The sequence below is a fragment of the Streptomyces sp. NPDC092369 genome (assembly GCF_044755245.1).
Taxonomy (GTDB): domain Bacteria; phylum Actinomycetota; class Actinomycetes; order Streptomycetales; family Streptomycetaceae; genus Streptomyces.
Window position 1 is genome coordinate 484,071 of sequence record NZ_JBIVQP010000001.1, and the last position, 26,513, is coordinate 510,583.

The window sequence follows — 26,513 nt, forward strand, 5'->3', positions numbered from 1 at the left end:
GTGTGAGCTATGTTGAGGCACTGTGGGAGACAAAGGAGGCGCACCGGTGCCATCGCCGCAGCAGGCACGCGCACAGGCATCCGCCATCACCTCGGGCAAGACCGCACCGGAGGTCGAGGCCGCCCCGGCCTCCCAGCTCAGGACCCTCTTCGACCGGCCCCGGCTCTCCCCGGGCCAGCGCCGCATCGCCCAGTACCTGATCGAGCACATCACCGAGGCCGCGTTCCTCTCCATCACCGACCTCGCCGAACGCGTCGGCGTGAGCCAGCCCTCCGTGACGCGCTTCGCCGCCGCGGTGGGCTTCAGCGGCTACCCGGCGCTGCGCGAGAAGCTCCAGTCCATCGCGCTCGGCACGCTGGCCGGCGGGCCCGCGGCGACCGAGGAGAACGGCAGCAACGAACTGCAGTCGGCGGTCGACGCCGAGATCGAGAACCTGGAGAACCTGCGGCGCGACTTCGCCGACCCCGACCAGCTCATCGAGATGGGCCGCAAGCTGTCGGAGTCGACGCCGCTGACCATCCTCGGGCTGCGCATCTCGGCCTCGCTCGCCGAGTACTTCGCCTACGCCGCCCGCCGTATCCACCCGGACGTGCGGCTGGTGACGCGGGGCGGCAGCGTCGCCTACGACGCGCTGCTGCAGTCGCGCGAGGCGGGCGGCACCTGGGTGCTGGCGTTCTCGATGCCACGGCACGCCCATGAGACCCTCACCGCGGTCCGGGTCGCGCGCAGCGCCGGGCTGCTGGTCGCCCTCGTCACGGACCTGGCGCTGGGTCCGGTCGCCGACGAGGCCGACGTCACCTTCGCCACCGCGACCGGCTCCCGCCTGGTCTTCGACTCCTATGCCGCGCCCGGCGTGATGGCCGCCGCGCTGCTGCAGGCCATGACCGACGCGGATCCCGAGCGCACCCAGGCGCGCCTGGAGGAGTACGAGCAGATCTCCGACCAGCACCAGTTCTTCCTCAGGGACTGAACACCGGGGTCCTGCGACCGCCCGGGGCGTACCCCGCGACCATGTCGGCCACTTCGGTCATTTCGTGGCACAGACGGATCATCCGCCATATATCACGCATGAATGTTTTCATGCGCCTTGCAAAGCGGACGGCATATATAAATACTGCTCACGGATCGCGCTCCGGCTCACTCCGGTGCACGTCCGCGCCCCCGTCCCCGCCGCCCCATCCGCCCGCAGAAAGCCGACGGTCCGCCCCATGCGCACGCCGCACCACTCGCCGCGCCGGCACCGCACGCACTCTCGGGCACCTGTACGAACATCCGGGGCCGCCGTCTCCTACCCGCGTCGGCGCCCAGGGTGTTCGGTAGGGCCTCGCCCGTGCGAGGGCCCGTGGCGGCCCCGGTCATCCCCTAGACCGGGGCCGCCCGTCACCGTCGGACCACCCTCCACGACGCCGCACATCCTGGAGCGATGACCATGCAGATGACGACCACCCGCGTCAGCCCGGACTGGCCGTGCCAGGTCAAGTCGCCCGGCAGCTACGACTGGGAGCGCTCGGCGACCAAGTGGCTGCGCGAGCTGGTGCCCGCGCGGTACGCGAGCTACCCGGCCCTGATCCGCCACCCCGTCCTGCTCGCCCGGCACGCGCAGATCCAGGTCCAGAACGAGATCCGGGTCGCGCGCACCGCACTGCAGACCGCCCGTGCGGACCTGCCCGCCCTGGGACTGCCCGAGTCGGTCATCGAGCACACGATCAAGCTGTACGCGGCGGAGGTGCTGCAGCTCCAGCACATCGCGCGCAGCGTCCGGACGGTCACTCAGGCGCTGGTGGAATCGGCACGCTGACGTCGGGCGCGTCGGTTCGCGGGCGCCAACCTCCGCAGCGCGGCCCGTCGTTCACTCGTCGCCCCGGTGCCGCCAGTACCAGAACAGGCCCACGACGAGGGCCAGCAGGAAGACCGCGGGCAGGATCAGGCCCGGGATGCGGGTGCCGTTCATGGGTGGTGCCTTCGGCTCGGGACGGGCCGGGCGTCTCGCACGCCGGCCCCGATCCCATGGTGCCGGGCACGCCGTACTCGTCCACCCGCACTTTCCTCACCGATTGCCCGGCGTTCGAGACCGCGCGGGACAACACCCCTGCCGGGTCAGCCGGTTCCGGACGCGGTGCGCGATTCGAGGGCCTGGCGGGTGTCGTTGCCGTAGACGCCGTTCTCGTCGCCCCGGATGCCGTACCAGAGCTGGAAGCGGGCCACCGCCTCGGTGAGGGTGGTGTCGTAACTGCCGTTGGTGGAGCCGTCCTTGTAGACGTCCGGTATGTGCCGCAGCCGCTCCTGGAGGTCGGTCACCGCCGGGCCGCTGTCTCCCTCGCGGAGGGTGCCCGGACCGTCGGGGTCGCCCGTGGCCGGAGCCGCCGGGGTGGGGTCGGCGGACGCGGTCGCCGGTGGCGCTGCCGTCGCCGCGTCGGTGCGGCCGGGGAGCAGGAGGGCGCAGCCGAAGCCGACGACGGCCGCAGCGCCGACCCCGATCACCACGGCGGCACGGCGGTGTCCCGGACCGAAGCCGAGGCGGCCGACGGGACGCGACGGGCGAGGGGGCCCGGCGGCCGGCCTGGTGGCGGGTCTTGCGGCCGGCCTTGCGGCTGATTTTGCGGCTGGTCCGGTCGTGAACTCGTCGACGACGGGCGGGAGTTCCTCGGTCTCCTCGTCGGTCCACGCGTGCGGGTCCCGCACGGCCACGGCCTCACGGTCGCGGTAGTCCTTGTCCTGGCGTATGTCCCTCAGTAACTGCGCCAGCGCGTCGGTGCGGCGCGGGCGCAGTACGCGAACGGGCTCCAGCGGTGGGCGGTCCTGCGGTGACCCGGCTCCGGGCGGTGTCGGCACAGCGCTCTCCTTCCGTCCCTGACAGGGACCTCCGCCGTCCCTCGGGGAGTGATACGCGCCGCCCGCCCCCTGAGTTCAGCGAGCGAGGAACCCGCGGAGGGACTCCTTGAAGGCCGATACGAAGGCGTCCCGGCGTGTCTCGTCGAGGACGTCCAGGGAGAGATAGGGGTTGAGGTCCTCCAACTCGACCAGCAGCAGCTCGCCGCCCGGGGCGCGGCAGGCGTCGACCCGTTGGATGCCGTGCTCGACGGTGTTCCAGTCGATGAAGCCGCGGGCGAACTCCAGGTCCGCGTCGGTGGGTTCGTACGGTTCCAGGTCCCAGCGCCGGTCGGTGTGCGGGGCGTGCAGGGCGTACTGGAAGTCGTGGTCGACGAAGTAGAAGGAGACCTCGTAGGTGAAGTCGATGCGCGGCTGGACAAGGACGCTGCCGTCGACCAGGGCGGGCAGGCGGTCGGCGGGCACGACGGACAGGCCGACCGAGTCGGCGCCGAGCTTGGGCTTGACCACGTACTCGGCCGTCTCGGGCAGCCGGTGCAGGTCCGCCACGCGGTCGACGGTGGGGATGACCGGGTGACCGGCGGCGCTCAGGTCGAGCAGGTACTGCTTGCCGGCCATGTCGGCGCGGCCCGTGAGCTGGTTGTAGACCCGCGCCCCGCTCGCGGTCGCCTTCGCGCGGAAGGCGTCGTACTCCGCCTGGTAGCCGAGGACCGGACCGCTGTTGCGGACGACGACGGCGTCGAAGGCGCCCATCAGCGCGGCGGCGTCCCGCGGGTGGCACAGCGCGAGGTCGAAGTCCTCGCGCAGGCGCGAGGTCAGGAATATGTCCTCGTCGCAGTAGCGGCGCCCGCGCGCCGGGTACGCCAGGTCGCTGACGTAGAGGAGGCGGGATCTGAGGGAAGGCATACAAGGAGGCTAAGCCAGGGATGCGGGACGGCTCGGGCACGGGGTGAAGCACTCAGTTCCCCGAAAGGGGCGCACTGAGTGCCATGCGTGCCGCCCGGGTGTTACGTTCCCGTCCATGAGCTCCAGCGGTGCGGCGACGGGTCGTGATGAGAAGGCGCGGCCGGGTGTCCGGCCACCCATGCGGGACGCCCTGGTCGCGGCGGCCTTCCAACTGTTCCTGGAGCGTGGGTACGAGCAGACGACCGTCGACGACATCGTGGCGCTCGCGGGTGTCGGACGGCGCTCGTTCTTCCGGTACTTCCCCTCCAAGGAGGACGTGGTCTTCCCCGACCACGAGCGGTGCCTGGCGGACATGACGACGTATCTCGCCGACAGCGCGGACGACGACGAGCCGGTGCGGCGGGTGTGCGACGCGGCCCGGCTGGTGCTGAGGATGTACGCCGAGAACCCGACCTTCTCCGTGCAGCGCTACCGCCTCACCAAGAAGGTGCCAGGGCTGCGGGCCTACGAGCTGTCCGTGGTGTGGCGCTACGAGCGGGCCCTCGCCGAGTACCTGCGCGAGCGTTTCGCCGGCCGGCCCGACGGGACGCTGCAGGCCGACGTGATCGCGGCCGCCGTGGTGGCGGCGCACAACAACGCCCTGCGCTCCTGGCTGCGTTCGGACGGACAGGGCGACGCGAGCGCCACGGTCGACCACGCGCTGGGGTACGTCCAGTCCGCCTTCGGCGTCGGCGCCGCGCCCCTCCGGCCCGTCGGGGAGCAGCCGGAGGACGTGGTGGTCGTCGTCTCCCGACGCGGGGCTCCGCTGTGGCGGGTCGTGCGGGAGATCGAGACGGCGCTCGACCGGGACTGACCGGCTCCCGCCCGAATCCAGTGCGGAATCCGTATGCATTGAGGGAACCGAGTGCCTTTACCGCTGACACTCAGTGCCATACGCTGATTCCGTGCACGGTCGCACCGCGAACCGCGCACGTCGGAATCCGGCCGAGCGCAGGGGGTTGACCCGCGTGTACCACCACTCAGCGAGCGTCGTTCGTCAGACAGCCGGCTCCTCGGCGGGCGTACTCGATCCCACCGCGGCACCGGCCTCGGACGCCGTTTTCTTCCAGCGCTGCACCTGGTGCGCGACCGCCATGTACCACCGTCTGTTGTGCCCGGTCTGCCAGGGCAGCGACCTCAGGACGGAACGCAGCGAGGGCACCGGCACGGTCCGCCACTCCACGACCGTGCACCGCAACACCCCGGCCGCGCGCAATGTGTCGCTGGTGGAGATGGCCGAGGGGTTCGTCGTGCGCGGCCGGGTCATGGGCCCGCCGATCGGCATCCACAGCGGGGACCGGGTGCGGCTGTCCACGGCGAAGGACCCGGTGCGCGGCGAGCCGGTCTTCCAGCTCGTCGACGAGCCCTACCGCGCCTGGACCTGATCCTCCCTACGCCGGGTGCCCATACCCGTCGGCCAATTCCTCGATCACAGGCAACCCACAGGCGCCTGTGCCCGTCCTCCGGTACGCGAGAGGCCCCCGCTGACCAACGGGGTGCCTGAGCTGTGAACTTGAGGAGGGCAACCTTGATCCGTGCCCGGCGAATATGGGTGACCGCCGCGACGGTGCTCGCGGTGGCGGGGGGATCGCCAGGCCTGGCGCAGGCGGCTCAGCCGTCCGACGCCAGAGCGATCACGACGGCGGCCGACAGTGACGGCGGACTACCGCCGGGCTGGCGGATCGCCGGTGGGGGTGACGACCGGCAACTGGTGTGGCGTTCCACCAAGCCGGTACCGATGGGGGACGCACGCGTCGACTTCTACGCAGGAGGCCGGCTGCTCGGTCACCCCGCACCCGGGAAGGACGGCCGCACGTTCCGTCTCGACCTCCGGAAGGCCGATCGGAAAGCCGACTTGACGGACCTTCAGGTCCGGTCCGGCGGACGGGAGTTGAACGCGGCGGGACGCGTCGACACCCCGAGCGGCAAGCGGTCCGCGGCGGCCACGCCACCCGCCCCGCTCCCCGCCAACTCCGTGGACCCGGGCAAGCCGGGCAACTACCGCACGAGCACCGGCGAGTACGACCTCGACCCGGTCAAGCTCCCCGGCTTCGCCGCACCCGTCGAGATGCAGGCTGTGGTGGTCGCGCCGAAGGGCGCCACCGGCAAGCGCCCGCTCGCCCTGTTCCTGCACGGCCGTCACCCCACCTGCTACGCCGGTGACGACATCGAGGGCGACTGGCCCTGCCCGCAGGGCACCAAGCCGATCCCGAGCTATCGGGGTTACCTGCGCGACCAGCAACTCCTCGCCTCCCAGGGCTATGTGACGGTGTCGATCTCCGCGAACGGCATCAACGGCCAGGACTGGGCGGCCGAGGACGGCGGCGCCCAGGCCCGCTCCTCACTGGTGCGCCAGCACCTGGCCCGCTGGGCCGACTGGGCCGCCGACCCGGCCTCGGCACCCGCGGTCGTACGCGCCGCGCCCAAGGCCGACCTCGCGCGCGTGCTGCTCGTGGGCCACTCGCGCGGCGGCGAGGGCGTCAACCGCGCGGCGATGGACAGCCTCTACCCGCCGCCCGCCGCACAGGACGGCTACCACGGCCGGGTGCGCTGGCACATCCGCGGCACCGTCCTCATCGGACCGACGATCTTCGGCCAGAACCCGGTCGCGGACGTGCCCTCGGCGACGATCCTGCCTGGCTGCGACGGTGACGTCTCCGACCTCCAGGGCGAGGTCTACGTCGACGGCACCCGCGGAGTCAGCCGCGGCGCCGCCCTGCACAGCGCGGTGTACGTGGTCGGCGCCGACCACAACTTCTTCAACTCGGAGTGGACGCCCGGACAGTCCGAGGCGCCCGCCTGGGACGATTTCTTCGAGGACCCGGACCAGCGGGACGCGGTGTGCTCGCCGGGCACCGCGACCCGGCTGACCGCCGACCAGCAGCACAAGGCGGGCAGCGTCTACATCGCGGCGGCGGCCCGCCTGTTCGTCGCAGGTGACGACCGCGTACGGCCGCTGCTCGACGGCTCGGGCAAGCGGGCCCCGTCGGCCGACCCCGCGCGGGTGCTCACGCACGCGGTTGGCGCCAAGCGGGCCGGCGGTTTCCTGCCGGACGGCAAGATGTCGGTGACCGGCGGCAAACTGTGCGCGGTCGTGGACCCGTCCCCCGCCAAAGCGTGCCTGGGCGCGGACACCAACGGGAGTTCGCCGCACTTCGCCCAGTGGGAGACCACCCATGAGGTCGGCCGCCGCGCGGTCGCGCTGAAGTGGTCCGCGGCCGGATCGGCCGTGAAGGTGCGCCCCGGCACGCCGGTCTCGCTCGGCGGGGCCAAGGACCTGTCGCTGCGCGTCATCGTGCCGCCCAACTCGACCGGCACCCGCCTCGACGTCGCCCTCACCGACACCCACGGCAAGCGCGCCACCCTCGGCGGCGTCAAGGTCGACGGGCTGCCGGGCACCGAACGGACCAGCTCCTACTGGGCCCGCGAGATACGCGTCCCGCTGACCGCCGCCACCCGCGCCGGTCTCGACCTCAAGCACATCAAGTCCCTTGACCTGACCCCGCGTTCACGCTCCGGGCAGGCCTGGCTGATGGACGCCTGGGGCTGGCGCACCGGCACGCCCGCGGTCACCGCGCCCGCACTGCCGCGCGTCGACATCGGCCGCCTGACCGTCAAGGAGGGCAACTCGGGCGTACGGACCTACAAGGTGCCGGTCCAGGTGTCCGGGCACGGCTCGGGCCAGGTGCGCCTCTACGTCCTCGACCCGGTCACCGGAGGGGAGAAGGAGCACCTGGTGACGGTCCACCCCGGCGGCAACGACATCAACGTGTCGGTCAAGGTGAAAGGCAACACGCGCTTCTCGTACGGCACTCAGGACGACCTGGTCGTCAAGGCCGTACGGGGTGCGGTCATCGGCGCCCACCGAGGCGGCGTCCTGGTCGAGAACGACGATCCCATGCCGTCGGTGAGTGTGACGCCGGTGGCGGACCGGGTGACCGAGGGGCAGCCGTTGCGCTGGAAGGTGACGCTGTCCGAGCCGGCGGACGTGGACCTCGGGGTGTCGTTCGGCATCCTGCCGGTCACCGACGGCACGGAGCTGTCGACGAAGGACGTGGACCCGCAGTGGCTCGCGGAGAACACGGGCGAGGAGCCCGATCCGGAGCGTCCTCTGTCCTCGCTGCAGTACCTCTCCCTGTTCGGCTATGTACCCGTGGGTGAGCTGAGCACGGAGGTGTCCCTGCCCACGATCACCGACCGGGTGACGGAGCCGACCGAGTCCGTCCGGTTCCAGCAGCTCAACGACAACGGTGAACCACAGGAAGGCGGCGCGATCCTCAACGGCACGGTGCTCGACACGCCGTAGCCGATCCTCCCGCCCACCACGAGCCGCGCGGCACTCCCCCGGAAACCGGGACCCGGAGTGCCGCGCGGTTCGTCATTCGGCGGCGGCGCTGGGCTCCGGTCCGACGAGGCGCACCCGGATGCCCACCGTCCCGTCAAGGCCGCGCCGCAGCCTGCTGCCGAGGAGCGTGAACCGGCCCATGAGGCCGTACTTGCGGGTGATGAGCTTGCGGTAGTGGGCGACGGTCGCCGCGTCGGTGATCTCGGCGGTGGCCGGCACGGAGGCGCCCGTCGGATTGCCGCGCACGTCGCAGGGACCGACGAGGACATCGCCCCGGGCCCTGATCCGCTTGACCTTCCAGGAGTCGGCCACCGTCCATACGCCGAGCGTGTCCCCGTCGCGCACCACCCACACCGGGGTGGCGACCGGAGTGCCGTTCTTGCGATAGCTGGTGACCAGCAGGTACTTGCCCGAGGCGAGCCGGTCCAGCGTGGTGTCGTCCATGGCGCGCAGTCTATGCACCGGCGGTGGCGTCCAGGAGTCCGAGATAGCGGCGGGCGAACAGGTAAGCGTCGCCGGGCCAGCGCGCCGACAGATAGGTGCCGTCCTGGACGACGAAGGCGTGCGTGTCGTCGCTCGCCGTCCCGCGCCGCGTCAGTTCCCGGGGACCACGTTCGAACTGCGCGCCCGGGTCGCCGAGCGCGGCCCGCACCTCGTCCTCGACGTACGCCGAATAGGTGCGGTAGTAGCGGCCCAACCGCCAGGCGGTGCTCAAGTAGGCCGCGCGTTCCATGTACTTGGGAAGACACGTCGTCCGACGGTCCGTCAGGACGCTGCGTCCGGTGGCCGGGTCCTCGGTGCGGGCCAGCACCAGGACGCCGTGGCAGATCGCGCCGACGGGTCGGCCCAGCGCCCACAACCGCGCGACCTGACGCCGCAGTTCGGCCGAGCCGAGGTACTGCCGCATGCCGGGCGCGTGCCCGCCGGGGAGCAACAGCCCGTCGAACGCCGTCACGTCCACGTCCGCCCAGGCCACGGTGGAGCCGAACTCCGGTGCCCGGGTGAGCTGTTCGTAGAACCGCTTGGGTTCGTCGGCCGCACCGAGCCGCCCGAGGATCACGCCGGTCAGCAGGCGCGGGTCGGCGGCGGGCCGGGTGCCGGCGCGCTCGGTGGCGAAGACGACCTCGTGCCCCGCGTCGGTGAGCACCCGCCAGGGCACGGCCACTTCGGTGACGTCGAAGTCATGGTCGGGAAGCGGCATCAGCACGCGCATGGGCTCATCTTCGCAGCCGTCGTCACGTGGGCACGACACCCCCGGCGTCCGTTCAGCCGAGCGCCGCCGCCATCCGTCGTACGCCCTCCTCGATCACCTCCGGCGAGGTCGCCAGATTCAGGCGTACGTGTCCCGCCCCGCCGGTGCCGAAGCGGTCCCCGGCGCTCAGTGCCACCCGCCCGCGTTCCAGGAAGACGTCGGCCGGGTCGTCGCCGAGGCCGAGTGCGCCGCAGTCGAGCCAGGCGAGGTAAGTGGCCTCGCCAGGACGGCAGTCGACGGACGGGAGGTGCGCGGCCAGCAGGTCGGTGAGCAGCCGCCGGTTCTCGTCGAGCCCGGCGCGCAGCGCGTCGAGCCAGGCGGTGCCGTCCCGCAGGGCCGCGGTGTGGGCGATGGCTCCGAGGTGGCTGGGCCCGTGGCCGACCTCTTCGGGCAGCCGGACGAGGTCAGCCCCGGCCGCCGGACCCGCCACGGCGAGCGCGGCCTTCAGCCCGGCCAGGTTCCAGCCCTTGGACGCGGACATGAGCGACAGGCCGCTCTCGGCACCGGGCACGCTCAGGTAGGGCACGAAGTCCACGCCCGAGGCGGTCAGCGGGGCGTGGATCTCGTCGACGACCACGCGCACCCCGTACCGGTCGGCGAGAGCGGCGACGGCGGTCAGTTCGTCGGCGGTGTGCACGGTGCCGGTCGGATTCTGCGGGCTGCACAGCAGATAGGCGGCCCGGCCGCTGCCCGCGACCGCCTGCCGGAAGGCCGCCTCCAGCACGTCGAGGTCGAGACGCAGGTCGGGGCCGAGCGGTGCCTCGACCACGCGTCGGTCCATGTGCTCGACGAACTGGAAGAACGGCGGGTAGACGGGCGGATTGACCACCACGGGGTCCCCGTTGCCGGTGACCAGTTTCAGCATCTCGACGATGCCCATCATCACGTCGGGCACGATCGCGGTGCGCTCCACCGCGCACCCGTCCCACCCCCACCGCTTCTCGGCGAACCCGGCCAGCGCCTCGGCGTAGGCGGTGCCGGCCGGGTATCCGGTGTCGCCGAGCGCGAGCGCGTCGGTGAGGGCGCGCAGGACGGGTTCGGCGAGCGGGACGTCCATCTCGGCCACCCACAGCGGCAGGACGTCCGGCGGGTAGGTGCGCCACTTCATGCTCGTACGACATCGGAGGCGGTCGAGGGTGAGGGCGCACAAAGGGTTTGCCTCACCTGTGGTGTCGTGCGCGATCCTGGTCATGCGCACAAGATAGGGGGCTGCGGTGTGACCTGGAACGACGCGTTCGGGTCGGGGGTGGTGGAGATCGCCTGCGACGAGTCGGGGTCGGACGGCGAGAATCTCACCGGCGGGAACACGGACGTGTTCGCGCACGCCGGTGTGCGGCTGCCGATGGACTCCGCCGCCGCGTACGTGCAGGAGATCCGGGACCGCATCCGCTCGCCCGCCGAGGAGTACAAGGCCAACCACCTGCTGCGGGAGAAGCACCGGGCGGTGCTGGAGTGGCTGCTCGCGCCCGGCGGGCCGATCCACTGGGACGCCAAAGTGCATCTCACCGAGAAGACCTTCTTCGTCGTGGACCGGGTCGCCGATCTGCTGCTCGGTGGCGGTCGGGAAGGGCTCGCCCTGTTCCGCGAAGGCCGGCGCGTGCTCGGCGAGGAGCGGTGGCGGGATTTCCTCCAGGCGGCCAACCGACTGCTGCGGATCAGGAACGACGGGGAAGCCGGCGAGCCCGTCGACGGCTTCTTCCGGACGGTGGAGGCGCTGCGGCGCGCGTATCCCGGCACCGACCTCGCGGGGATCCTGGAGCGGCTCGCGGCGGCCCGCCCGCGCGCCGACGCGTACCGGGCCCGGGTCCTGTCCGGGCCGGTTCTGGTCCCCGTCCTCAATCCCCTGCTGCCGGCGATCGTGGGCACGGCCGCGTACTGGAGCGCGGGCGGTCGCACCGTGGAGTTGACACACGACCGGCAGAACATGCTGACGCCGGAACGGATCGCCTGGATCCAGGAGACGGCGCGCCGGGCCGGCGTCGGGCTCGGCGAGGTGCGCCTGGTGCACTCACGCCTGGACGCGCGCGTGCAGGTCGCCGACTACCTCGCCGGGATCGCCCGCAAGATCGCCTCGGACGTGCTGAACCGGCGGGCGGACCCGGAGTTGACGGCTCTGCTGCGTCCGTACGTCGACCCCGCGTCGGCGTGGGGGGACGAGAGCAGCTGGGCGCTGCTGGCGGGTGACGGGTCGGGGAACGCCGGGGGCGGGCCCGGGGCGGAAGGTGCCGGGAAAACAACCCGCGCGGTTCCCTCCTCAGACATCAACTCGGCAGTCTAGATTGCCACTTGCCACATCCGCTCCCCCCACCAGGCCCTCCAGGAGCTGCCCCCGTGACGGAGCACATCCCAGCCACGGACGACCCCGCCGCGGCGCTGCGCAGACGCATCGACACATTGCGCCCGCACGCGGCCCGGATCTGGAACTACTGGCTCGGCGGCGGCGACTACTACGAGGTCGACCGGGTGGCCGGCGACCGGATCCGTGAACTGCATCCGGCCATCCACGAGTACGCCCGCGCCGACCGGCAGTTCCTGGGACGCGCCGTCAGTCATCTCGTCACCGAGGCGGGCATCCGCCAGTTCCTCGACATCGGCACCGGTCTGCCCACGGCCGACAACACCCACGAGATCGCCCAGCGGCACGCCCCGGAGAGCCGGATCGTCTACGTCGACAACGACCCGCTGGTCATGGCGCACGCCCGCGCCCTGCTCACGAGTTCCCCGGAGGGCCGCACGGATCACATCGACGCCGACCTGCGCGACGTGGACACCGTCCTGGAACGGGCGGCCAGGACACTGGACTTCAGCCGGCCGGTGGCTCTGATGCTGCTGGGGGTGGTCATCTTCCTGCCCGACGAGGAGGATCCGTACGCCGTCGTCCGCCGCTACCTGGACGCCCTCCCGTCCGGCAGCCATCTCGTCCTGTCGCACACCATCAGCAGCCCGGCGATCCCGGACATGGACGAGGCGGTCAGGTTCTGGAACGAGCACGGCATACCGCCCCTCACGCAGCGCACCCCGCGGGACGTGGCCCGCTTCTTCGACGGCCTGGAGCTGCTGGAGCCGGGGGTGGTGTCGTGCTCGCGCTGGCGGCCGGAGGGGGCACCGGGGGCCGTACCGCGGGAGGTGGCGATGTACGGCGGGGTGGGCCGCAAACGGTGAGCCGTGCGGGGCGTGTGCGTTGCGCGGGCCGGCCCCGCGCGACGGCGAGAAGATCACGCGCGTTCTGAACGCCCCGGCCTCCGCACCCGTTATGGAGGGAGGGCACTCAACGACCGGAGGGCCCCGCGGTGTTGAGGCCGCGCGTTCGGGGTTCGGGAGCCATTGATGAGGCACGCACGACGACGGATCGTCCGGCGGGTTACACGGCTGGCGGCAGTCGGCGGACTCCTCCTGGGAGGAGCGATGGTGACGCAGGCCGCCATGGCGAGTGAATCCTCCGGCACGTCCGCCGTCCCGTTCAGCTCGAAGGACACCACCACGGACGAAGGTGCAGAGCTCGCCGCCCGGCTCGGCGCCTCCCGTACGGCGGGCAACTGGATCGGTGCCGACGGGAAGCCGGTCGTCGCGGTGACCGACGAGAAGACGGCCGCCGAGGTGGAGCGGGCCGGGGTCGTGGCGAAGGTGGTCAGCCACAGCATGAACGAGCTCAAGTCGGCCGCCTCGACGCTGCGTTCGGCGCCGCGCGTGCCCGGCACGGCATGGGTGATGGACTACCGCAACAACCAGGTGGTGGTGCAGGGCGACAGCACGGTCTCCTCCTCCGCCTGGTCGAAGATGACCCAGGTCGCGGGCGCCATCGGCCCCTTCGTGCGGATGGAGCGCACCCAGGGCACCTTCACGACCCGGATCAACGGCGCGCAGCCGATCCTGTCGACCGGCGGCCGCTGTTCGGCGGGCTTCAACGTGACCAACGGGCAGAGCGACTTCATTCTCACCGCCGGGCACTGCGGGCCCACCGGCTCGCTCTGGTTCGCGGACAACCAGGGCACCCGGCAGGTGGGCAGGACGGTCCAGCAGAACTTCCCCGGCAGCGACTTCTCGCTGGTCCAGTACGCGAGCGGCACGGCGGGCGCGGGGGCCGACGTCGTCTCCATCGGCAACGGCAACGGCGTGCGGATCACGGGCGTGGGCGATCCGTCGGTCGGCGAGCGGGTGTTCCGCAGCGGCAGCACCAGTGGTCTGCGCGACGGGCAGGTGACGGGGCTGAACGCGACGGTGAACTACCCCGAGGGCACGGTGACCGGCCTGATCGAGACCAATGTGTGCGCCGAACCGGGGGACAGCGGCGGCCCGATGTTCTCCGAGGGCATCGCGCTGGGCATCACCTCGGGCGGCAGCGGCGACTGCACCTCGGGGGGTACGACGTTCTTCCAGCCGGTGACCAAGGCGATGACCGCGCTCAACGTCCAGATGATCGTGTCGAAGCAGGCGGCCGGGCAGAACGCCTCGCAGGCACCGACGCCGGCCGCCTCGGCGACGCACAGCGCGATCGCCCCGGGTTCGACGTCTCCGGGCTCCTCGGCTCCCTCCTCGGGCATCGAGAACGGCGCGACGCTGCTGGCCCGCATCACGGACCCGCAGAACGTCGGTCCCGGTCTGCTGGTGATCGCGGGCAGCATCGTCGCGCTGGTGGCCACCCGCTTCATCCGCGCCGAGCAGGACCGCAAGGCGTACCAGCGCCAGTACCGGGCGATGTGGGGATGAGGCAAGGGAAAGGAAAGGGCACCCGTCCGGTCGGATCGGGTGCCCGCGCAGCTCTGGGAGAGGTCGTCGAGGATCGAGGTCGGTCGAGGATCGAGGAGCTCCGGTCGGCGTGCGGGTCAGGCCGCGTGCGCCGGCTGCGGGGCCGCGGCGGCCCACTCCAGCACGAGCCGCTGGTACTCCTCGCGCTGCTCGACGCTCAGTGTCCCGCCCGACCGGTGCCACAGGGCCCGGATCTCCTCGTTGACCTCGTCTGCCGAGCGATCGGAGGCGGGTTCAACACTGGTGGACATGGTGTGAAGCATACGGCCCGACGGGTGAAGGCGTTGTGAGTAATGGGGGGATAAACCGGCAATTCGGACCGTGTTACTGATCACGTGTATCAGCCACCGTCCGGTCCGGAATTCACGCCTGCGCAGGTCCGAGGACCAGGACCTGGATGGCCAGCACGGCGGCGCCGCGGGCCCAGTCGTGGAAGTCGGACACCTTCGTCTCCAGGGCGACCCGGGGCGCCAGCGGGTGCCGATGGGCGCGGACGGTCTCCTCGACGGTGTGCCCGGCCACCTCCATCAGGCCGACGCCCTCCCCGGCCAGCAGGATCTTCTGCGGCATCGCGAAGTTGGCGATGTGGGCGACCAGGATGCCGAGTGCGCGGGCCGCCTCACCGATCACGCGGGCCGGTCCGGGGGTGCCGGCGGCGGCCAGGGCGAGGATCTCCTCGTAGCTGTGGTCGCGGCCGGTGGCCGCGTTGATCTGGTAGCGGATGTTGCCGATGGTCAGCAGGGAGACGGCGCTGCCGCGCTCCCCGTCGGGGGTGAGCGGCCCGTCGGGAGCCAGGATCCAGTGCCGGCCGAAGCCGCGGTCCTCCTCGGCGTTGGACACCCGCCTGCCGCCCTGGACGAGGCCGTAGCCGATCCCCGCGCCGATGGTCAGGACGACGAAGCGGTCCAGGCCGCGGCCGGCGCCGAACCAGGTCTCGGCCTCGACCAGCGCGGCGACGTCGTTCTCGACCACCACGGGCAACCCCGTGCGCTCCCGCACCAGTTCGGCCAGCGGGACGTCCCGCCACCGCAGGAACGGCGACTCGCGCACCACGGCACGGTCCTCGACCAGGCCGCCCACCCCGATGCCGATGCCCGCGAGATCGGGGTGCGCACGGGTGAGCTCTTTGGTCATCTCCGCGAGCAGGTCGGCGACCCGGTCCGGTTCGAGGGAGTCCAGCGGGCGGTCGTGGCGGGCGACGATGTCACTTCTGAGGGTGGTGACGACGCCGTAGACCATGTCGGCGGTGATCTTGAAGCCGATGAAGAAGCGGGACTCGGCGACCACGTCCAGCGGCTGCGAGGGGCGGCCCTGGCGCACCTCCGCCGAGCCGGAGCCGGCACCGGAACCGACGCCGGACTCGGCGACCTCTACCAGCAGACCCGACTCGATCAGCGGCTTGGTCAGCCGGGTGAGGCTGCCCGCGGAGAGGCAGAGCCGGCGGGCGAGCTCGGTGCGCGACAGCGGTCCGTGGACGAGCACCTCGATCGCCACCGAGCGCTCACCCGAGCTGAGCGGGAGCCAGCTGGCGGCATGTGTGGTCATGGACGTCGTTCTCCCCATGAATTAGTTTCACCGTAGAAGCAACAGCCACACCCTAGGGCCGTGGGATGCGCAGGCAAAGATGTCAGCCCATTCCCGCAGACATCTTGACGAGATGATTCTTTCGCAACAAAAGTAAGTGGCGCGAGGATTCTCGACCAGCGAAGGACACGCCTCACATGACGTTCTCGATCGGCATCGTCGGCGCCGGGCAGTTCTCCGGCCAGTTCGCCACCCTCTTCCATGCCCATCCCGGCGTCAGCGACGTCTACGTCACCGACCTGCTGCCCGAGCGCGCCCAGCAGCTCGTCGACGCCCAGGGGCTGGCCGGCACCTTCCCGTCGTACGAGGCGATGCTGGAGTCGGAGGCCGTCGACGCGGTCGCCATCTTCACGCAGCGCTGGACGCACGGCCCCCTCGTGCTGCAGGGCCTCGACGCCGGCAAGCACGTGTACTCCGCGGTCCCCATGGCGATCACCACCGACGAGATCGCCGCGATCATCGACAAGGTCCGCACCACCGGACTGACGTACATGATGGGCGAGACCAGCCAGTACAACCCGGCGACCGTGCACGCGCGCAACCAGATCGCCGAGGGCGCGTTCGGGCGGATCTTCTACGCCGAGGGCGACTACGTCCACGACATGGACCTGGGGTTCTACGAGGCGTACCAGTACAGCGGCGGCGAGAACTGGAAGGCGACCGCCAGCTATCCCCCGCTGCTGTACCCGACCCACTCGGTGGGCGGGGTGCTCGGCGCCTGGCAGACACATGCGGTGAGCGTGTCGGCGATCGGGGTGGTCGACGAGCGCGGGGACGGGGTGTTCGACAAGGAGGTCAGCCAGTTCGGCAACGACTTCTCCAACGCCACCGCGCTGTTCGAGGTGGCCGGCGGCGGCTCGTTCCGCACGAACGAGTTCCGGCGGGTGGGCTATCCCTCGCAGATCAGGGAGTCGCGTTTCCGGTTCTTCGGGACCGACGCGAGCATGGAGCAGCTGGCGACGGTGGCCTTCTGGCAGGACAAGAAGGGGGTGCAGGACATCAGCGAACTGCTGGAGCCCAAGCCCACCATGTCCCCTGACGATCCGTCACTCCAGCACATCGCGCCGGATCTTCGGGCCGCCTTCACCTCCGGCTCGGCGCCGGTGCACGACCGGTCGCGGCTGCCTCGGGAGTTCGACCACCTGCACAACGGCCACGAGGGCAGCCACCACTTCCTGGCGGACGACTTCGTGACCGCGGTCAACACCGGCACGCTGCCCTCGGTGAACGCGTGGGTCGCCGCCCGTTACACCCTGCCGGGCATCATCGCGCACGACTCGGCGCGGCAGGGTGGGGCAAGGCTCGACATCCCGGACTTCGGGGACGCGCCCGAGGCGTGACGACGTCCCGTGCGCCGGGTGCCTTTCCGGACGGGCCGGATCAGGTCCGACCAAGTCCGATCAGGTGCCCGGCTTGCGGCCGTAGACGAAGACGTCGTCGCCCTTCTTCAGCAGCGACCAGTACTTCTTGGCGGTCGTCTTGGTCATGTTGACGCAGCCGTGCGAGCCCGGCGGGTTCCACATGCTCAGGTTGACCGAGTGGAAGGCCTGGCCGCCGTCGAAGAACTGGCTGTAGGGCATGGGCACGTCGTAGATGTTCGAGACGTGGTCGATGTCGCGCCAGTAGATCTTCTTCAGGCCGGTGCGGGTCTCGTAGCCGTTGCGGCCCGTGCGGACCGGGACCGGGCCGTAGACCAGCCTGCTGCCGTCCTGGATCCAGCTGAGCTGGAGCGTGAGGTTGACGCAGGCGATGCGGCCCTTGTTGGTGGGGCACTTGCCGTCCCTGTTCGGGTTGTTCCCGACCGCCTTCTGCTTGTTCATCAGGTTCATCACGCCCCAGGTGACGGACCCCGCGTAGCCGATGTTCGGCGTGATGCCGTGCTTGGTCTGGAAGGCCTTGATCGCCTTGCAGTCGGCGGTGGACTGCTTGCCGTCGACCGGCCGGCCGAGGAACTTCTCCACCTGCTTCTGATAGGGCCCGGCCTGCGTGGTGCAGTTCGTGGCCGCCTGCGCGGGCGCGGTGCCGAGCGCGAGTCCGAGCGGTACGACGAGTCCGGTGATCCCCAGTGCGACGGCGCCCCGTCTGCGTATGTCCCCCATGGTGGGCCCATTCCCCTTCTTGCGGTCCTGCGACCACTTCTCACGGTCCTGCGACCGAGTACGGTCCTGCGATCTCATCCACCTAGACCGGTGCCCCGTCCGGTTCGTTGTACGGCTGGGCGCGCTGCGACGAAACGGTGACAATCGGCGATCGCCCGATGTCACGGCCGGGGCCGGAGTCGCGCGGTGAATCCGGCGCTGACCGCTGTGATGCCGCCGTCGACCACGAGCGAGGTGCCGGTGATCCAGGACGCGTCGCGGGAGGCCAGGAAGGCGACGGCGGAGGCGATGTCGTCGGGTTCGCCGATCCGGCCCAGCGGGTAGAGGGGGCGGATCTCTTCCAGCTCGTCCTCCCGTCCCTCCCAGGCCGAGGTGCGGATCGTCCCCGGCACCACGAGGTTGACGCGCACTCCTCGCGGAGCCGCGTGCCCGGCGAGGGTACGGGTCAGCGAGCCGAGGCCCGCCTTGCCGGCGCTGTAGCCCTGGTTCCCGAAGTCCAGCAGGCCGTTCACCGAACCGATGGAGACGATGGCGCCGCGCCCGGAGGCGGCCAGGTGCGGGAGGGCGGCGCGGCAGCAGCGGTAGGTGCCGGTCAGGGTGATGTCGAGATCACTGGCCCACGCCTCGTCCGTGCCGTCCTCCAGGAGCGGCGGGTCGGGCGTGCAGTGAGCCGCGCAGTTGACCAGGACGTCCAGCGCGCCGAAGGCCCCGACGGCATGCGCGACGGCCGCCTCCACGGAAGCGCGGTCGGCCACGTCGCACTCCAACGCCTCGACGGCGAGCCCCTGTTCGCGCAGGACGTCCGCGGTCTTCGCCGCCTCGGGCCCGTCGACGTCGGTCATCAGGACCCGCGCCCCCTCCCCCGCGAGCCGCCGCGAGATGGCGGCACCGATGCCTCGGGCCGCGCCGGTGACCAGAACTCCGTACCCCTCGAAGCGCTTCGTGTCAGCCATGGGCCGAACCTACTCCCGAAACGATCAACTGGGCAGATACCGTGCGCGCATGTCAGCGTTCATGCAGCAACTGCCCGCGCTCATAGGTGTGGTGATCGGCGCGCTCGGCTCGTATCTGGCCGTCGTACGGGGTGATCAGGCCCGCTACCGCCGGGAGCGGGAGGCTCGTTGGGAGGAGCGGCGGCTGGCGGTGTACAGCGACTACGCGCGCGTGCTGAAGAAGACGGTCACGCTCACCTATCGGGTGGCCTCCCACCTCGGCAACGACCCGCATCCGCACCCGCTGTCGCCCGAGGAGGCGGCGCCGTTGATCGCCGAGGCCGGGCTCGCCCGGGATCCGGCCGGGGAGACGCTGCTCCTGCTGGGCAGCCCGGAGGTGGTGGACAAGGCCCGGGCCTGGGTCGCCACGGTCCTGGCGATGGAGCGGTTCCTGCGCGAGGGCACACGGGATCCCGAGGCGTGGCAGGCGCTGCTGGAGCGGCAGCGGGCCGGACGTCAGGGCTACTACGCGGCCGTGCGCGAGGAGTTGGACCTCGGGCCGGGCCACTCGGCGCGCTGGCCGCTGCCACAGGTCCCGGCCTCCTGAGGTCAGCGGTAGCCGGTCACGTCGGCCGGTTTGCCCGCGTCCTGCACCTCGACGAGGTAGCGCCACGCGTCCGGGCGGCTGCCGTCGAGGTCGGTGAAGCCGTACTCCTGGGCGAGGCCGCCGCTGGAGAAGGACCGGCCGTTGCGGCGGGCCACCTCGGGGTCGGTGGCCAGGGCGGTGACGGCGCGGCCGACGTAGCGCGGGGTCTCGGAGATCGCGAAGTGGGGGGTGGTTTCGAGGGCGTCGCGCCAGTTGTCCTCGCCGACGCCGTAGTGGCCGAGCATGATCTCCGAGCGCAGCCAGCCCGGCGTGAGGGCGACGGCGGTGGCGCCGCGCGGGCCGAGTTCGTGGCCGAGGGCGAAGGCCATGCGCAGCACGGACGTCTTGGCGAGGTCGTAGAAGAAGGAGACGCGGTAGGTGTCGCGGTTGTACTCCGCGGTGCCGTCGGTCATCTCGACGACGAGTCCGCCGGGGTTGCGCAGGAGCAGGGGCAGGGCGTGGTGGCTGGTGATCGCGTGCGTCTCGACCGCGAGCCGGAGCAGCTTGAGCCCCTTGTCGAGGTCGTGCTCCCAGACGGGGCTCTCCCACTCGAAGAGGTTCTCGGCGCCCCAGATGTCGTTGACGAGGACGTCGAGCCGGCCCTGCTCGTCCGCGATGCGGTCGACGAGGGTGCGGACCTGGGCCGGGTCGAGGTGGTCGGTGGGTACGGCGATGCCCTGGCCGCCGGCTTCGGTGACGAGGTCGGCGGTGTCCTCGATGGTCTCGGGGCGGTCGTACTCGGAGCGGCGCTCGCGGGTGCTGCGGCCGGTGACGTAGACCGTGGCACCGGCGGCGCCGAGTTCCACCGCGATCCCGCGTCCCGCGCCTCGCGTCGCCCCGGCGACCAGGGCGACCTTGCCCTTCAGCGGTGTGTTTTCCTTGATCGGCGCGGACATGTCCGACCTCCCGTTTCCCGTCGCGTGTGTGTCTCCGCTTCGAGGATCTCGGGAAAGCCGGACATCTTCTGTCACCTATTCGCGCGCGTTCGCCTGTTGGCGGGCGTTCACGTGGGCGGGCGCAGCCTCGCGTCGAGCGCGTCCTCGTCGGCGAGGAACCACACCTGTCCGCCCTGGTTGGTCTCGCGCACGAAGTCGCGCAGGGCGGTGCTCTCGGAGACGTGCCGGGACACGTCTCCGACGATCACGAGGCGCTGGCGGTAGTTCACGAACTTCTGCGTGACCGCGCCCGCCACCCCGGACCGCAGCCGGAAGAACTCGTCCGCGACCCGCTCCACGGGCACCGCCACGAGTTCGGCTTCCTGCCCCATCGCATCGCCGATCAGGTCGAGCGCGGCCTGTTCGCCGTCGAGCGGCGGGCCTTCGGCGGCGACACGCAGGACGCGTACTCCGTGCAGGGTGACGAGCGTGTTGGTGGTCATGTCAGGTGATCGTAATGGCCCACCTGGTCAGTGCCCGCGCGCGATCCACTCCTCCAGGTGCGAGGCCTCGGCGCCGATGGTGGTGCCGTCGCCGTGGCCGGTGAGGACCTTCGTCTCGGGCGGCAGGGTGAGCAGACGGTCACGGATGGAGTCGATGATCGTCGGGAAGTGCGAGTAGGAGCGGCCGGTCGCGCCCGGGCCGCCCTGGAAGAGGGTGTCGCCGGTGAAGACGGTGGCCAGCGCGGGGTCGTAGAGGCAGACCGCGCCCGGTGCGTGCCCGGGGGTGTGGATCACCGTCAGATCGGCGCCGGCGGCCTCGATGACCTGGCCGTCGGCCAGGTGCGCGTCGGGGTCCCGGTCGGGGTGCGTCTGCTTCCACAGCGGGAGGTCGTCGGGGTGCAGCCAGATACGGGCGCCGGTGCGGTCGGCCAGGGCGGGCGCCGCGTCGATGTGGTCGTTGTGGGCGTGCGTGCACACGATGGCCACGAGCCGCCGGTCGCCGACGGCTTCGAGGATCGCGTCGGCGTCGTGCGCGGCGTCGATGACGATCGCCTCGTGGTCGTCACCGACGATCCACACGTTGTTGTCGACGTCCCAGGTGCCGCCGTCGAGCGTGAACTGCCCTGAGGTGACGAGGTGTTCGATGCGCGCGGCCATCACAGCACCACCACCGAACGCAGGACGTCGCCCTGGTGCATCCGCTCGAAGGCCTTCTCCACGTCGGTCAGTTCGATCGTCTCGGTCACGAACGCGCCGAGATCCAGGCGGCCTTGGAGGTGGAGGTCGATCAGCAGGGGGAAGTCGCGGGAGGGCAGGCAGTCGCCGTACCACGAGGACTTCAGCGCGCCGCCGCGTCCGAAGACGTCCAGCAGCGGCAGTTCGAGCTTCATCTCCGGGGTGGGCACACCGACCAGCACCACGGTCCCGGCGAGGTCGCGGGCGTAGAACGCCTGCTTGTACGTCTCCGGGCGGCCGACCGCCTCGATGACGACGTCGGCGCCGAAGCCGCCGGTCAGCTCGCGGATCGCCTCGATCGGGTCCGTCTCCTTGGAGTTGACCGTGTGGGTGGCGCCCATGGCGCGGGCGGTCTCCAGTTTGCGGTCGTCGATGTCCACGGCGATGATCCGCGCGGCCCCGGCCAGGTTCGACCCGGCGATCGCCGCGTCGCCCACGCCGCCGCAGCCGATGACGGCGACCGTGTCGCCCCGGCCGACGTTCCCGGTGTTGATCGCGGCGCCGATGCCGGCCATCACGCCGCAGCCGAGCAGTCCGGCCACCTGCGGGGCGACGGACGGGTCGACCTTGGTGCACTGACCCGCCGCGACGAGCGTCTTGTCGGCGAAGGCGCCGATGCCGAGAGCCGGGGAGAGTTCGGTGCCGTCGGTGAGGGTCATCCTCTGCTTCGCGTTGTGCGTGTTGAAGCAGTACCAGGGGCGTCCGCGCAGACAGGCCCGGCAGTTCCCGCACACCGCACGCCAGTTGAGGATCACGAAGTCGCCGGGCGCGACGTCGGTGACGCCTTCGCCGACGGACTCCACGATGCCGGAGGCCTCGTGGCCGAGCAGGAACGGGAAGTCGTCGTTGATTCCGCCCTGTTTGTAGTGCAGGTCGGTGTGACAGACCCCGCAGGCCTGGATCTGTACGACCGCTTCACCGGGGCCCGGATCGGGCACGACGATCGTCTCCACCCGTACCGGTTCGTCCTTGCCCGGTGCGATCACACCACGTACTTCCTGCGCCATGGTGGGGACCCCTTTCGTCGACCGACATCCGTCCTTTCGACCCTACGTGCAATTGATCAGGAGCGGCACGGTAAGGAACGGCCTCCTTGGGCGGGCTTTTCATGATGGCGGCAAGAATTCGCTGTGAATCGTCCCTGCTCGCACCGGGTCTGCGCAGGTTGACGAGCGGAATTCCAGCACGGCTCTCCCCTCGGGAGCCGAACAGCCACTCCCGCAGGAGGGCGGCATGAACAGCACGCCCGGAATCATCCCCGCGACGCCCGCCGAGGACGAGGACCTGCGCCGCGTCTCCACCGACTTCGGCCATATCGTGGGCTCCCGCCCTCGCGGCGTCCTCAGCGCCCGGTCCGCCGGCGCCGTCCGCGAGCTCGTCGCCTTCGCCGGACCGCGGGGCCTCGCGGTGTCCGCCCGCGGCGGCGGCGCCGGCCGCCCACTGAACTCCTGTGCCTGCTCTCGCTGATGCGCATGGCACCCCCCGAACGCCCGCACGTGGTGGACCAGTTGGTCGCCGCGAACCGAGACGTCCGCGACCGGGCCAGGGCCGTCGGCGGGGTCCTGCACCCGGTCAGCGCGCTGCCGATGACGCCCGGGGACTGGCGATCCCACTTCGGCCCGGTCTGGGAGGACTTGGTCCGCGCCAAGGCCCTGTACGACACGAACCGCGTCCTGGCCAGGGGGTACGGCCTGTGGCCCTGACCGCACGCCGGGCGGGGCGACGGCCGAGGTGTACGCCGACGTAGCCTGAATGCTCACCGCCTGTCGAAGGAGCGCAGTGAGCATCGCAGAGACCCGGCCCGACCCACCCGCCTGGCGGCTGCTCCTCGCCTATGTCCGCCCGCACCGGTGGACGCTGCTCGCCGGTGCCCTGCTCTCGCTGCTCACCGGTGCGACCGGGCTGCTGCTGCCGCTGGTGGCCAAGGGGTTGATCGACGACCTCTCGCACGACCGGACCATCACCCGTGCCCTGCTGGCCATGTCGGCGCTCGTGGTGGCCAACGCGGCGCTGGGCGCGCTGGGTTCGTACGTGCTGCGGCGCACCGCCGAGTCGGTGGTGCTCGGCGCGCGGCGCGCCCTGTCGTCGTATCTGCTGCGGCTGCGCATCGCGGCCGTCGACCGCAGCGAGCCGGGCGACCTGATGGCCCGGATCACCTCCGACACCACCCTGTTGCGCGAGGTCACCACCGACTCGCTCGTGGGCCTGGGCACGGGCGGGCTCACGCTGGTGGCGACGATCGTGATGATGGGCCTGGTCGATCCGGTGCTGCTCGGGGTCACCCTGGCGGTGGTCGTGTGCGCGGGGACGGTGCTGGGCGTGATCGTCCCGCGCATCAACCGGGCGAGCAGGCAGGCGCAGGACGCGGTCGGCGTGATGGGCGCCTCGCTGGAGCGGATCCTGGGCGCGCTGCGCACGATCAAGGCGTCCGGCGCCGAGGACCGTGAGGAGCGCACCCTGCACGAGGCCGCCGAGGAGTCGTGGCGGCAGAGCGTGCGGGCCGCCAAGTGGACGGCGGCGGCGGGCAACACGGCGGGCCTGGCGATGCAGATCGCCTTCATCACGGTGCTCGCGGTGGGCGGGGCCCGGGTGGCGACCGGAGCCATCGACGTCGGCACACTGGTCGCGTTCCTGCTCTACGTCTTCTATCTGATGCAGCCGATCCAGCAGGTGGTCGGCGCGGTCACCCAGTACCAGACGGGTGCCGCGGCCCTCGCCCGCATCCAGGAGGCGCTGAGCCTGCCCGCCGAACCGGCGGCCGAGCCCGCCCCGTTGCCCTCCCCCGCCGCCGAACCGGCCGCGCTCGCCTTCACCGACGTCCGCTTCCGGTACGCCGACGACCTGCCCTACGTGCACCACGGCGTGACGTTCGCCGTCCCCGCCCAGGGCCTGACGGCGTTCGTCGGCCCGTCCGGCGCGGGCAAGACGACGGTGTTCTCCCTCATCGAGCGGTTCTACGACCCCGAGTCGGGCACGATCACCCTCGACGGACTCCCCCTCGACGACTGGGAGTTGCCCAGGCTCCGGTCCGCGATCGGGTACGTCGAGCAGGACGCGCCGGTACTGTCGGGCTCGCTGCGGGACAACCTGCTGCTGGGCAACCCGGATGCGGACGGCGACGCGCTCACCAAGGTCCTCAGGACGACCCGCCTGGACGGCCTGATCGCCAAGCTGCCCAAGGGAGTCGACACCCTGGTCGGCCACCGGGGCACCAAGCTCTCGGGCGGCGAGCGGCAGCGCGTGGCCATCGCCCGCGCCCTGCTGCGCCGCCCCCGCCTCCTGCTGCTCGATGAGGCCACCTCGCAACTGGACGCGGTGAACGAGGCCGCGCTGCGCGACACGGTCGCCGATGTGGCCCGTACGACCACGGTGCTGGTCGTCGCGCACCGGCTGTCGACGGTGACGACGGCCGACCGGATCGTGGTGATGGACGCGGGCCGGGTACGGGCCGTGGGCACCCACCGCGAACTGGTCGCCGCCGACCCGCTCTACGCGGAGCTGGCCGCCACGCAGTTCCTGGCGACGGCCGGCTGATTCCTGGGCGTCGAGCCCTAGAAGGGATAGTGCGCCTGCTGGGTGGCGATGGTCACCCAACGGGTGTTGGAGAACGCCTCGATGCCCCAGCGACCGCCGAACCGTCCGTACCCGGTGGCCTTCACACCGCCGAAGGGGGCCTGCGGTTCGTCGGCCACCGACTGGTCGTTGATGTGCACGATGCCGGTGCGGATCCGGCGCGCGACGGCGAGCCCGTGCGTGGCGTTCTCGGTGATGATGCCGCAGGTCAGTCCGTTGTCGGTGTCGTTGGCGGCGGCCACCGCGGTGGCGTCGTCGGCGAAGGTGTCGAGCACGCAGACCGGCCCGAACGCCTCCGCGTAGTACAGCTCGGCGTCCTTGGGCACCTCGCTCAGTACGGTCGCCGGGTGCACGGCCTCCGCGGGTTCGCCCCCGCCGACGACGACCTTCGCGCCCTTGGCCACGGCGTCCCCGACCAGGCCAGCCACCCGTCGCGCCGCCGACGTGCTCACCAGCGGGCCCACCACGGTGCGCGGATCCGACGGGTCACCGGCCTGCAGCGAGGCCACCTTGGCGGCGAACTTCGCGGTGAACTCCTCGGCCAGCGACTCGTGCACGAGGATCCGGTCGCCGGACATGCAGATCTGGCCGGCGTTCATGAACACGCTGAAGGTGACGGCGTCGACCGCGTAGTCCACGTCCGCGTCGTCGAGGACGAGCACGGCGTTCTTGCCGCCCAACTCAAGGACGGCGGGCTTGAGATGACGGGCCGCGTGCTCACCGATGATGCGGCCGACGTTGGTGGAGCCGGTGAAGTTGACGGCCCGGACCCGCTCGTCGGCGATGAGCGTCTCGGCGATCTCGGCCGCGTCCTCGCGGGCGTTGGTGACCACGTTGAGCACGCCGTCGGGCAGCCCGGCCTCACGCAGTACGTCGGCGACGAGGAGTCCGCAGGCGAGCGGCGCGTCCTCGCTGGGCTTGACGACGACCGTGTTGCCTGCCGCGAGGGGCGCCGCGACGGCCCGTACCCCGAGGATCACCGGCGCGTTCCACGGCGCGAACGCGGCCACGACGCCGAGGGGTTCCCGCACGGCGAGTCCCAGCGCGCCCTGCTCCTGGGCGCTGAGCACCTCGCCGCGCGGTGCGGTGATCGCGGCGGCGGCCTCGCGCAGGATGTTCGCGGCCAGGGCCACGTTGAAGTACGCCCAGGGCCGGGTGCCACCCGCCTCGTGGGCCATCAGCTCGGCGACCTGTTCACCGCGGGCGTCCAGCAGGTCCGCCGCCTTGAGGAAGATCGCCCGCCGCGCGAAGGGCGCCAGCGCCGCCCACTCCTCGAAGGCGGCGTCGGCCGCGTCCACGGCCCGCCGTACGTCCTCCGGGCCCGCGGCGGCCACGGTCGCGTACACCTCGCCGGTGTACGGATTCACGTCCTCGGCGGTCCGGCCGGAGGTGGCGGGCACGTCCTTGCCGCCGATGAACAGGTCACGGGTGATGGGCATCGTACGCACC

General features: G+C 71.3%; 27 protein-coding genes. 13 read left to right on the plus strand and 14 right to left on the minus strand.

Features of this window, described 5'->3' with window-relative positions:
* The first annotated feature begins 46 nt into the window (after nucleotides 1-46).
* Nucleotides 47-970, plus strand: a complete 924-nt coding sequence (locus ACIQI8_RS02090) for a MurR/RpiR family transcriptional regulator (protein ID WP_185145949.1) — start codon at nucleotides 47-49, stop codon at nucleotides 968-970.
* Between the two features lie 453 nt (nucleotides 971-1,423).
* Nucleotides 1,424-1,798 carry a hypothetical protein gene (locus tag ACIQI8_RS02095; RefSeq protein ID WP_402343632.1) on the plus strand — a complete coding sequence of 125 codons (375 nt, stop codon included), beginning with the start codon at nucleotides 1,424-1,426 and terminating at the stop codon, nucleotides 1,796-1,798.
* A 299-nt stretch (nucleotides 1,799-2,097) separates the two neighbouring features.
* On the opposite strand, the gene ACIQI8_RS02100 is transcribed toward ACIQI8_RS02095, so the two are convergent.
* Nucleotides 2,098-2,832: a peptidoglycan-binding protein gene (locus ACIQI8_RS02100; RefSeq protein ID WP_402343635.1), complete on the minus strand. Its 735-nt coding sequence runs from the start codon at nucleotides 2,830-2,832 to the stop codon at nucleotides 2,098-2,100.
* Nucleotides 2,833-2,907: 75 nt separating this feature from the next.
* Nucleotides 2,908-3,735 (minus strand): hypothetical protein, encoded by an 828-nt coding sequence (locus tag ACIQI8_RS02105; RefSeq protein WP_402343638.1) that lies wholly within the window; start codon nucleotides 3,733-3,735, stop codon nucleotides 2,908-2,910.
* A gap of 115 nt (nucleotides 3,736-3,850) precedes the next feature.
* Between ACIQI8_RS02105 and ACIQI8_RS02110 the strand changes: the two genes are divergently transcribed.
* The 3 genes from ACIQI8_RS02110 (at nucleotide 3,851) to ACIQI8_RS02120 (ending at nucleotide 8,080) form a co-directional block, all read left to right on the plus strand.
* Nucleotides 3,851-4,588: a TetR family transcriptional regulator gene (locus ACIQI8_RS02110; protein WP_402343641.1), complete on the plus strand. Its 738-nt coding sequence runs from the start codon at nucleotides 3,851-3,853 to the stop codon at nucleotides 4,586-4,588.
* Between the two features lie 154 nt (nucleotides 4,589-4,742).
* A complete protein-coding gene (locus ACIQI8_RS02115) occupies nucleotides 4,743-5,159 on the plus strand; it encodes a Zn-ribbon domain-containing OB-fold protein (RefSeq protein WP_402346632.1) in 417 nt (138 codons plus the stop codon).
* A 143-nt stretch (nucleotides 5,160-5,302) separates the two neighbouring features.
* On the plus strand, nucleotides 5,303-8,080 hold the full coding sequence (locus tag ACIQI8_RS02120; protein WP_402343644.1) for an alpha/beta hydrolase family protein: 2,778 nt from the start codon (nucleotides 5,303-5,305) through the stop codon (nucleotides 8,078-8,080).
* 72 nt (nucleotides 8,081-8,152) lie between these two features.
* On the opposite strand, the gene ACIQI8_RS02125 is transcribed toward ACIQI8_RS02120, so the two are convergent.
* Genes ACIQI8_RS02125 through ACIQI8_RS02135 form a run of 3 tightly spaced genes read right to left on the minus strand, consistent with a single transcriptional unit; the run spans nucleotide 8,153 to nucleotide 10,563 of the window.
* Nucleotides 8,153-8,563, minus strand: coding sequence for a PPOX class F420-dependent oxidoreductase (locus tag ACIQI8_RS02125; protein WP_402343647.1), 411 nt, complete (start codon nucleotides 8,561-8,563; stop codon nucleotides 8,153-8,155).
* A 10-nt stretch (nucleotides 8,564-8,573) separates the two neighbouring features.
* On the minus strand, nucleotides 8,574-9,332 hold the full coding sequence (locus tag ACIQI8_RS02130) for a type 1 glutamine amidotransferase domain-containing protein (RefSeq protein WP_402343650.1): 759 nt from the start codon (nucleotides 9,330-9,332) through the stop codon (nucleotides 8,574-8,576).
* Between the two features lie 52 nt (nucleotides 9,333-9,384).
* Nucleotides 9,385-10,563, minus strand: a complete 1,179-nt coding sequence (locus ACIQI8_RS02135) for a MalY/PatB family protein (protein ID WP_402343653.1) — start codon at nucleotides 10,561-10,563, stop codon at nucleotides 9,385-9,387.
* A gap of 24 nt (nucleotides 10,564-10,587) precedes the next feature.
* Between ACIQI8_RS02135 and ACIQI8_RS02140 the strand changes: the two genes are divergently transcribed.
* From ACIQI8_RS02140 to ACIQI8_RS02150, 3 genes are all read left to right on the plus strand, one after another.
* Nucleotides 10,588-11,649: a DUF3800 domain-containing protein gene (locus tag ACIQI8_RS02140; RefSeq protein WP_402343657.1), complete on the plus strand. Its 1,062-nt coding sequence runs from the start codon at nucleotides 10,588-10,590 to the stop codon at nucleotides 11,647-11,649.
* Nucleotides 11,650-11,702: 53 nt separating this feature from the next.
* Entirely contained in the window at nucleotides 11,703-12,533 is an 831-nt protein-coding gene (locus tag ACIQI8_RS02145; protein ID WP_402343660.1) for an SAM-dependent methyltransferase, read from the plus strand.
* Nucleotides 12,534-12,698: 165 nt separating this feature from the next.
* The gene (locus ACIQI8_RS02150) at nucleotides 12,699-14,078 is read left to right on the plus strand and encodes a S1 family peptidase (protein WP_402343663.1); all 1,380 of its coding nucleotides are present in this window, start codon (nucleotides 12,699-12,701) and stop codon (nucleotides 14,076-14,078) included.
* A 116-nt stretch (nucleotides 14,079-14,194) separates the two neighbouring features.
* On the opposite strand, the gene ACIQI8_RS02155 is transcribed toward ACIQI8_RS02150, so the two are convergent.
* Both ACIQI8_RS02155 and ACIQI8_RS02160 read right to left on the minus strand, forming a co-directional pair.
* On the minus strand, nucleotides 14,195-14,380 hold the full coding sequence (locus tag ACIQI8_RS02155; protein ID WP_123996165.1) for a hypothetical protein: 186 nt from the start codon (nucleotides 14,378-14,380) through the stop codon (nucleotides 14,195-14,197).
* Between the two features lie 100 nt (nucleotides 14,381-14,480).
* Nucleotides 14,481-15,662 carry an ROK family protein gene (locus tag ACIQI8_RS02160; RefSeq protein ID WP_402343666.1) on the minus strand — a complete coding sequence of 394 codons (1,182 nt, stop codon included), beginning with the start codon at nucleotides 15,660-15,662 and terminating at the stop codon, nucleotides 14,481-14,483.
* 176 nt (nucleotides 15,663-15,838) lie between these two features.
* Here ACIQI8_RS02160 and ACIQI8_RS02165 point away from each other — a divergent pair, with 176 nt between their 5' ends.
* Complete coding sequence (locus ACIQI8_RS02165) at nucleotides 15,839-17,041, plus strand: Gfo/Idh/MocA family protein (RefSeq protein ID WP_402343669.1); 1,203 nt, start codon at nucleotides 15,839-15,841, stop codon at nucleotides 17,039-17,041.
* A 60-nt stretch (nucleotides 17,042-17,101) separates the two neighbouring features.
* Here ACIQI8_RS02165 and ACIQI8_RS02170 read toward each other — a convergent pair whose 3' ends face one another.
* Both ACIQI8_RS02170 and ACIQI8_RS02175 read right to left on the minus strand, forming a co-directional pair.
* Nucleotides 17,102-17,800, minus strand: a complete 699-nt coding sequence (locus ACIQI8_RS02170) for a L,D-transpeptidase family protein (protein WP_402343672.1) — start codon at nucleotides 17,798-17,800, stop codon at nucleotides 17,102-17,104.
* 161 nt (nucleotides 17,801-17,961) lie between these two features.
* Nucleotides 17,962-18,753: an SDR family NAD(P)-dependent oxidoreductase gene (locus ACIQI8_RS02175; RefSeq protein ID WP_402343675.1), complete on the minus strand. Its 792-nt coding sequence runs from the start codon at nucleotides 18,751-18,753 to the stop codon at nucleotides 17,962-17,964.
* A gap of 49 nt (nucleotides 18,754-18,802) precedes the next feature.
* Between ACIQI8_RS02175 and ACIQI8_RS02180 the strand changes: the two genes are divergently transcribed.
* Nucleotides 18,803-19,339, plus strand: coding sequence for a hypothetical protein (locus ACIQI8_RS02180; RefSeq protein WP_402343678.1), 537 nt, complete (start codon nucleotides 18,803-18,805; stop codon nucleotides 19,337-19,339).
* Nucleotides 19,340-19,341: 2 nt separating this feature from the next.
* Here the strand turns inward: ACIQI8_RS02180 and ACIQI8_RS02185 are convergent, their stop codons facing one another.
* The 4 genes from ACIQI8_RS02185 to ACIQI8_RS02200 all read right to left on the minus strand — a co-directional run bounded on the left by ACIQI8_RS02185 (nucleotide 19,342) and on the right by ACIQI8_RS02200 (nucleotide 22,498).
* A complete protein-coding gene (locus ACIQI8_RS02185) occupies nucleotides 19,342-20,274 on the minus strand; it encodes an SDR family oxidoreductase (protein ID WP_402343681.1) in 933 nt (310 codons plus the stop codon).
* Nucleotides 20,275-20,381: 107 nt separating this feature from the next.
* Nucleotides 20,382-20,756 carry a DUF4180 domain-containing protein gene (locus ACIQI8_RS02190; RefSeq protein ID WP_402343683.1) on the minus strand — a complete coding sequence of 125 codons (375 nt, stop codon included), beginning with the start codon at nucleotides 20,754-20,756 and terminating at the stop codon, nucleotides 20,382-20,384.
* 27 nt (nucleotides 20,757-20,783) lie between these two features.
* Nucleotides 20,784-21,413, minus strand: coding sequence for an MBL fold metallo-hydrolase (locus tag ACIQI8_RS02195; RefSeq protein ID WP_402343686.1), 630 nt, complete (start codon nucleotides 21,411-21,413; stop codon nucleotides 20,784-20,786).
* Entirely contained in the window at nucleotides 21,413-22,498 is a 1,086-nt protein-coding gene (locus tag ACIQI8_RS02200) for an S-(hydroxymethyl)mycothiol dehydrogenase (protein WP_402343689.1), read from the minus strand. Before ACIQI8_RS02200 ends, ACIQI8_RS02195 begins: the two co-directional genes overlap by 1 nt.
* 226 nt (nucleotides 22,499-22,724) lie before the next feature.
* Here ACIQI8_RS02200 and ACIQI8_RS02205 point away from each other — a divergent pair, with 226 nt between their 5' ends.
* From ACIQI8_RS02205 to ACIQI8_RS02215, 3 genes are all read left to right on the plus strand, one after another.
* The gene (locus ACIQI8_RS02205) at nucleotides 22,725-22,958 is read left to right on the plus strand and encodes a hypothetical protein (protein WP_402343692.1); all 234 of its coding nucleotides are present in this window, start codon (nucleotides 22,725-22,727) and stop codon (nucleotides 22,956-22,958) included.
* 5 nt (nucleotides 22,959-22,963) lie between these two features.
* A complete protein-coding gene (locus ACIQI8_RS02210) occupies nucleotides 22,964-23,194 on the plus strand; it encodes a hypothetical protein (protein WP_402343695.1) in 231 nt (76 codons plus the stop codon).
* Between the two features lie 76 nt (nucleotides 23,195-23,270).
* Entirely contained in the window at nucleotides 23,271-25,025 is a 1,755-nt protein-coding gene (locus ACIQI8_RS02215) for an ABC transporter ATP-binding protein (RefSeq protein ID WP_402343698.1), read from the plus strand.
* A 17-nt stretch (nucleotides 25,026-25,042) separates the two neighbouring features.
* On the opposite strand, the gene ACIQI8_RS02220 is transcribed toward ACIQI8_RS02215, so the two are convergent.
* Nucleotides 25,043-26,503, minus strand: coding sequence for an aldehyde dehydrogenase family protein (locus ACIQI8_RS02220; protein WP_402343700.1), 1,461 nt, complete (start codon nucleotides 26,501-26,503; stop codon nucleotides 25,043-25,045).
* Nucleotides 26,504-26,513 lie beyond the last annotated feature (10 nt).

Bases quoted from the DNA above. Each gene is read 5' to 3' on its own strand.
- ACIQI8_RS02095 (WP_402343632.1), top strand. From the start codon at position 1,424: ATGACCATGCAGATGACGACCACCCGCGTCAGCCCGGACTGGCCGTGC.
- ACIQI8_RS02105 (WP_402343638.1), bottom strand. From the start codon at position 3,735: ATGCCTTCCCTCAGATCCCGCCTCCTCTACGTCAGCGACCTGGCGTAC.
- ACIQI8_RS02110 (WP_402343641.1), top strand. From the start codon at position 3,851: ATGAGCTCCAGCGGTGCGGCGACGGGTCGTGATGAGAAGGCGCGGCCG.
- ACIQI8_RS02125 (WP_402343647.1), bottom strand. From the start codon at position 8,563: ATGGACGACACCACGCTGGACCGGCTCGCCTCGGGCAAGTACCTGCTG.
- ACIQI8_RS02130 (WP_402343650.1), bottom strand. From the start codon at position 9,332: ATGCGCGTGCTGATGCCGCTTCCCGACCATGACTTCGACGTCACCGAA.
- ACIQI8_RS02135 (WP_402343653.1), bottom strand. From the start codon at position 10,563: ATGACCAGGATCGCGCACGACACCACAGGTGAGGCAAACCCTTTGTGC.
- ACIQI8_RS02150 (WP_402343663.1), top strand. From the start codon at position 12,699: ATGAGGCACGCACGACGACGGATCGTCCGGCGGGTTACACGGCTGGCG.
- ACIQI8_RS02155 (WP_123996165.1), bottom strand. From the start codon at position 14,380: ATGCTTCACACCATGTCCACCAGTGTTGAACCCGCCTCCGATCGCTCG.
- ACIQI8_RS02160 (WP_402343666.1), bottom strand. From the start codon at position 15,662: ATGACCACACATGCCGCCAGCTGGCTCCCGCTCAGCTCGGGTGAGCGC.
- ACIQI8_RS02165 (WP_402343669.1), top strand. From the start codon at position 15,839: ATGACGTTCTCGATCGGCATCGTCGGCGCCGGGCAGTTCTCCGGCCAG.
- ACIQI8_RS02170 (WP_402343672.1), bottom strand. From the start codon at position 17,800: ATGGGGGACATACGCAGACGGGGCGCCGTCGCACTGGGGATCACCGGA.
- ACIQI8_RS02175 (WP_402343675.1), bottom strand. From the start codon at position 18,753: ATGGCTGACACGAAGCGCTTCGAGGGGTACGGAGTTCTGGTCACCGGC.
- ACIQI8_RS02180 (WP_402343678.1), top strand. From the start codon at position 18,803: ATGTCAGCGTTCATGCAGCAACTGCCCGCGCTCATAGGTGTGGTGATC.
- ACIQI8_RS02185 (WP_402343681.1), bottom strand. From the start codon at position 20,274: ATGTCCGCGCCGATCAAGGAAAACACACCGCTGAAGGGCAAGGTCGCC.
- ACIQI8_RS02190 (WP_402343683.1), bottom strand. From the start codon at position 20,756: ATGACCACCAACACGCTCGTCACCCTGCACGGAGTACGCGTCCTGCGT.
- ACIQI8_RS02195 (WP_402343686.1), bottom strand. From the start codon at position 21,413: ATGGCCGCGCGCATCGAACACCTCGTCACCTCAGGGCAGTTCACGCTC.
- ACIQI8_RS02200 (WP_402343689.1), bottom strand. From the start codon at position 22,498: ATGGCGCAGGAAGTACGTGGTGTGATCGCACCGGGCAAGGACGAACCG.
- ACIQI8_RS02205 (WP_402343692.1), top strand. From the start codon at position 22,725: ATGAACAGCACGCCCGGAATCATCCCCGCGACGCCCGCCGAGGACGAG.
- ACIQI8_RS02210 (WP_402343695.1), top strand. From the start codon at position 22,964: ATGGCACCCCCCGAACGCCCGCACGTGGTGGACCAGTTGGTCGCCGCG.
- ACIQI8_RS02220 (WP_402343700.1), bottom strand. From the start codon at position 26,503: ATGCCCATCACCCGTGACCTGTTCATCGGCGGCAAGGACGTGCCCGCC.